This window comes from Mailhella massiliensis (genome assembly GCF_020741395.1).
GTDB classification, from domain to species: Bacteria; Desulfobacterota; Desulfovibrionia; order Desulfovibrionales; family Desulfovibrionaceae; genus Mailhella; species Mailhella massiliensis_A.
On sequence record NZ_DYZA01000053.1, the window covers coordinates 1 to 5,952 of the forward strand.

At 57.0% G+C, this 5,952-nt stretch carries 4 protein-coding genes; 3 read left to right on the forward strand and 1 reads right to left on the reverse strand.

The window, feature by feature from the left end; translation table 11 throughout:
• Positions 1 to 257: 257 nt before the first annotated feature.
• Complete coding sequence (locus tag K8W16_RS02825) at positions 258 to 431, reverse strand: hypothetical protein (RefSeq protein ID WP_304120969.1); 174 nt, start codon at positions 429 to 431, stop codon at positions 258 to 260.
• Positions 432 to 490: 59 nt separating this feature from the next.
• Between K8W16_RS02825 and K8W16_RS02830 the strand changes: the two genes are divergently transcribed.
• The 3 genes from K8W16_RS02830 (at position 491) to K8W16_RS02840 (ending at position 4,228) form a co-directional block, all read left to right on the forward strand.
• Entirely contained in the window at positions 491 to 1,636 is a 1,146-nt protein-coding gene (locus K8W16_RS02830; RefSeq protein ID WP_304120971.1) for a M20/M25/M40 family metallo-hydrolase, read from the forward strand.
• A gap of 67 nt (positions 1,637 to 1,703) precedes the next feature.
• Complete coding sequence (locus K8W16_RS02835) at positions 1,704 to 3,074, forward strand: YfcC family protein (RefSeq protein WP_304120972.1); 1,371 nt, start codon at positions 1,704 to 1,706, stop codon at positions 3,072 to 3,074.
• Positions 3,075 to 3,298: 224 nt separating this feature from the next.
• Complete coding sequence (locus K8W16_RS02840; RefSeq protein WP_304120973.1) at positions 3,299 to 4,228, forward strand: DMT family transporter; 930 nt, start codon at positions 3,299 to 3,301, stop codon at positions 4,226 to 4,228.
• The last annotated feature ends 1,724 nt before the right edge of the window (positions 4,229 to 5,952 follow it).

A 5,952-nucleotide genomic window follows, 5' to 3' on the forward strand; every position in this document is an offset into this window, starting at 1 on the left:
CTTTTTTATATACCGGCCTTCCGGCTCATCTCACCGGGGAATGTTCCGGATCTTTTACGCCCCACAGCGCCCCGGGATTCCCTGAAAGAAAGCGCACGGCATCGCCCCGCCCCTTTGTCCCCTCCCCTCGAAAGGCCGCCGCAATGCGCCAACGATGCCGGAGCAGGCAAAGCAACTACCGGAAGTTACCGATATTCTTTTCCGTATGAGTAATCTGTCGGTTCAAATCTGTATCACGACGCACAGAAATAAACTTCCTATGGAAAAATGTCCCTTTCTTCATGAAAAAAACATGCACCTTTACTTACCTGACCGACTTTTTCCATGAAACGCCCTTTTTCCGTACCATAATCTTTACCTTTTTCTTCCCACTTGCAAAGAGAGGCAATGCGCACTTGCCTATTTTTTCCGATACGGATACGATGACACATCTTTTTTCCGCAACAAAAGAGTGTTTACGATGAAACATGATGCGCTGTGACACAAGGCCATGGAATACCTCGACGCTAGAGAAGCGGAGATGTTCCAGCTTCTGAAGAACCTTGTGGAAATGGAGACTCCCTCCGCCGATAAAGCCGCCGTGAGCCGCCTTGCCGCCCACCTCGACACTTACTGCGACGCCATGGGCATGACCTGCGAAAAAGAGCATTATGCCCACGCCGGGGACGCGCTCTTCGCCCGGACTGCGCCCGGCGCGCAGAAGCCGGTGGCTCTGCTCGCCCACCTCGATACCGTGCACCCCGCCGGGAGCTGGCCCGTGCTTTTCCGGCAGGACGGCGACTTCCTGTACGGCCCCGGCGTGTACGACTGCAAGGGAGGTATCGTCATCGCGCTCTTTGCCGTCAGGGCGCTCATGGCCGGCGGATACAGGAAACGTCAGATCAGGCTCGTCCTCTCCAGCGATGAGGAGACGGCGCACATGCTTTCTGAAGGGCAGGGAGGACAGCTTTTCACCAGGGCATGCGAAGGCTGCGCGGCGGCCTTCAACTGCGAAAGCGGTTCCCCCTGCAATGAAATCGTCACGGAACGCATGGGAGGAGCCGTCATGCGCATCCACGTCACGGGCATCGCCGCCCATGCCGGGCGCAACCCTGAAAAAGGCGCCAGCGCCATACGCACGGCCGCGCGTCTTGTGGAACGCATCGAACAGCTTACCGATTTTTCCGGCAACCTTTTCAACTGCGGAAAAATCACAGGCGGAACGGGGGCCAACGTCATCGCCGATTCCTGCGACATTTCCCTCGGCCTTCGCTACCACAGCAACGCCGGCTATGAAAAGGCCCTCCGCGAGCTGGGCGCGCTCTGCGAAGAGCTTCCCCTGCCCGGCACCTCAGCAACGCTTTCCCTGCTCGGCCGCTATCCGGCCATGGAGAAAACTCCCGGTACGGACAGGCTCCTTGCTCTGTACGGCGAAGCTTCGCATCTGCTCGGCCTCGGCCCGGTCACGCCCCTTTCTGTGGGAGGCTGCTCCGACAGCGCCTTCATCACACAGATGGGTATCCCCACCCTCTGTTCCCTGGGCATAGCCGGAGCCAACGCCCACACAAAAGAGGAATACGCCCTGCGCTCCTCCATGCTGCCGCAGTGCAGAAAGCTGGTGACGACCATCCTCTCCCTGCCGGACGACGGGAAATAGCCTCTCCCGCACCCAAGAGAAAAAAACAGCGCTGAACATCCCCAGCAAGTCAGAAAAAAGGCCTTCCATGAACGCTCCGGTAAAAAGATTCACGTTTCCCAATTCCCTGGTCATCGTTTTTGCCATGATGGTGCTGGCCGCAGTACTGACGCATATCGTCCCGGCCGGGGTCTACGACCTCATTCCCGGCACGAAACTGCTCGACCCCGCGACATATCACTCCATCGCGCAGCAGGGCGTTTCCCCCTGGGGCCTGGTCGACGCCGTGTTTGCGGGCATGGTCAAGGCCGGGCCCATCATCGTGTTCACCTTTCTGGTGGGCGGCTATTTTCAGGTGCTCATCGCAAGCAACGCCGTGGACGCCTTCATCAGTTATCTGGTGCGTGCCTTAGGTTCCCGTTCCTTCCTCATCCTGCCCTCCCTCGCCCTCATCATGAGCATCCTCGGCGCGTCCGGCGTCATGGCCAACCCAGTGGTGGCCACCATCCCCATAGGCGTCCTCCTCGCCCGCAAGCTCGGGGCGGATAGAGTGACGGGCGTGGCCGTCATGTTCCTGGCCGCCTACGGCGGCTACGCCACCAGCCCCGTATGCGCCATGACGGTACAGATAGCCCAGCAGATTTCCGGCCTGCCCATGCTCTCCGGCTTCGGCTTCCGCTGCGCCGTGTGGCTGGCCTTCTTCCTGCCCACCGTCGCATTCATCGTGCATTACGCCAACAAGGTACGGCAAACTCCTCATGCAGGCGTACCGGAAGACGACGAAGAACCTCCTGTCACGGAGAGTGCGACCGTCCCCTTCAACGCACGCCATGCCCTGGCGATTCTCGGCCTTGCGGCAGGACTTTGCATCTATGTCTGGGGATCGCTTACCTGGCACTGGGGCATGAACTACATGGCGGGCATCATGATGCTGGTAGCCATGTTCGGCGCCCTGGTCACGGGCATGGGCATGAACGGCTTTGTTGCCGGATTCCTGCAGGGGGCGAGGCAGATGACTTTCTCGGCCATGCTCATCGGCCTTGCCACCGGCATTTCCGTAGTGCTGAGCGAAGGGCATATCCTCCACTCCATCATCTACGGCATGGCCGTTGCGCTGGACAGTCTGCACGACGCCATGGTCGCCCCGGTCATGTTCCTCTTCAACCTGCTCTTCAATTTCTTCGTGCCCTCGGGCTCCGGGCAGGCGGCCGTAGTCATGCCCATCATGGCCCCTCTGGCCGACGTGGTGCATGTTACCCGACAGACGGCCGTGCTGGCCTTCCAGCTCGGCGACGGCCTTTCCAACGTGATCTTCCCCACCAACGGAACCATGATGGCCTGCATCGCTGCGGCGGGCGTCAGCTATAAGGCCTGGGCGGGCCGGGTGCTGCCCCTGTTCCTGTTCTGGACGGCGCTTGCCGTGATCGTCATGCTTGTCGCCGTGGCTATGGGATTCTGATTTCTCCACAAAGCCCGAAGCCCCGCCTTCCATAAGGCGGGGCTTTTCTGCGCCCGGCCGCACCACGGAAATTGCTCCCTGACCGCCCGCAGGCAGCCTTCCCCGCCCAAATGAGGTCATTGATAAATCACGCGGGGAGGGATATGCATCTTCCCGTTTCCCTTTGCGGGAACGGCCTCCATCCCGGCCGAAAGCAAAGCGGCCTTTTCCGCCCGGAGAACGACATGACTATCAGACAGGAAAAACTCGTCTATCTTTACCTCTTCCTCACCTTCTTTCTCTGGGGAAGCCTCTATGTGGCAAGCAAATATGTGCTCGACAAGGTGCCGCCCTTCACGGTCTCCCTTGTACGCTACGCCGTCGCCTTCCTTCTTCTGTTTGCATTCATCCGTATAAAGAAATACCGCCCCATAGAAAAAAAAGATTACAAATATATTTTCGTGATCGGCTTCCTGGGCTATTTCGTGGCCCTGGTGCTGCAGCTTCTGGGTACAAAATATTCCAGCGCCTCCTTCGCCTCCCTCATAAACTCCCTGAATCCCATCGTCATCATGATTATGGCGGCCCTGCTCCTCAACGAAAAACTCACCTTCCAGAAAATTACCGGCCTTACGCTGGGCCTTGCCGGGGTCTATGCCGTGCTCGGCGGCGTCCACGGCGGCGACATGAGGGCAGGCATCGCCCTTTCCCTCGTTTCCGTGCTGCTCTGGTCGTTTGTTTCCATCCTCATCCGCAAGATAAGCCACCGCTACCCCCCGCTGCTCATCACGGCCTGGAGCATGGGCGTGGCGCTTGCGTGCACGCTGCCCGTGTCGGCGGTAGAACTGGCCCGCAGCCCCGTCGTGTGGGATGGGGGCGTCGTCCTTGCCCTGCTGTACATGGGCGTCATGTGCACCTGTGTGGCCCATCTGCTGTGGAACGAAAGTCTTTCCCTTGCGGAGGCGGGTACCTGCTCCGCCTTCTATCCCGTACAGCCCCTTTCGGCCACGGCGCTCGGCACCCTGCTTCTGGGCGAATCTGTTTCCCTGTCGTTCTGGGTGGGCACGGCGCTCATCCTCATGGGCGTGATGCTCTGCCTCATGCACGGCAGACAGAGCGCCGCGCAGCTTCTCCGCCTCCGGCACATACCGCACGGAGCTAAGGAAAAGCGCTGAAAAAGGGAGCTGCGGGCCGAAATCCCCTGAAGGAGACGCAGTCCGCACTTCCCGGGGAAGCGGTATTCCCCCTTGCGGGGCACGCCCGCAGTCGGGGCGGGGGAGCAGAGGATTCCGCCTTTTTTCTTTTCGCCGGGCTCTCTCTTCCAGAGGCCGGAACATTCCTCCCTGCCAGGCGGCAGCCTTTCCGCGCAACGTGCTCTGCGGCAGCATGGCCGGCAGTTCCTTGATGCGCCTGTACGCTTTTTGCCAGACGTGCTCCGACAGGCGCGCGACCTCCGCAACTCTGCCACAGGAAGCCCGTGCATGGGCTTCCGCCGCATGGGATACTGGCTTTCCGATGTTATCCCGTCCGGATGATGCCCGATGCTCCCGGATATCTTTGCCGTATTCCTGCCTGCCACATCGACATGGTCGGCCTGTTCAGCCCCTGTAAAAATGTTGCCTATCGCACTGAAAGCCGCCGAATTGAACATATCAGGCCGGTGAGCCTCTTATGTCAACGCTTCAAGCCCGCCATGTACGCTGACGCACAGCCGAAAAGAAAACATGGCAAGCAAATACTATGTACCTGTGTACGGAACAGTCCACATTCAGAAGCCGACGACATGCCGGTATGAACGAAAAGCAGCTGCCTGTTCCCGGTGGAGCATCAACGCCGAGAAAAAAGAAAAAATTCTGAAACAGAAGTTGCCTCGGCTTTTATTCCCAAAATCCGAAATGAAACATCAAAAAAGCTTCAAGGCAACACATACTGAGAATCGCCAGCCATATAAACAGTAATCGTCTACCCGTCTTTCTGTAATGAAATCTTGCAAAAATTTCATTCCGGCGCTTTTTAGTATATCGGAAGCGACAATAGAAAAAAGGAAAAAGGAGCAACACCGGCAGAGCAATCGCGTAGAATATCCACTCAAGTGCAAACAGGTGGATACATGTCAGCAACGGAAAAAAAATATCCAGATACCAGCACCACATAATCAGTGCTTCACCATCGCCGGGCGTTTTTTCCTTCCTGTGAAAGGACTCACCAATAAACCAGATATAATCAATATATGTTAATATGCTCATAATGATTACCGATTACTTATTCATCAAAAATACTTTTCATCGTTCATTATGATGTGCTTTTCACTATATTTTTCATTAAATACACTCCGTGTTAATAACAGCATTTCTCTTGATGCCCCTTCCGCAAGATCTCCAAGCCTTTACCTGAGGAGGCGGCCCGGCTGTCTGAACATCATGGGGAGGCTTCCGATGATGCGCATTTTCTTTGCCTGAACCCCATGAACATCGCTGATGAAAAAAACAGGTGAACTTCTTCGACAATCCGGAGCTTCCCAAGACCTGCGGGGAACAAAACTCATTCTGGCCACCATTTTTTTCTTGTCCTGTCGAAAGCAGCTCTTTCTCCCCCCTGGGGTATCTCCGTTTTCCTTTGGTTTTGAAGTAGTTTCGTACCGCAGAACGCAGGAAACACCCGTCATCTTCCTATGATCTCTGATGGAGACTTTTCCCTTCTACAGCAGCGAAGGGCAGACATACCAGCACCCGGCTTTTTTGATCCGTCGCATCATTTACTTGTCATGAAAAAGCGCCGCATACCGGAAACCGGCAGGCGGCGTTTTTCACAGGTTCAGCCTCTCACGCGAAACGCCCGGCCTGAAAAGCGCAGCGCTCCGTCGTGAAGGCTGTTCAAACCCCGGCGGCAAGCTCCAGAA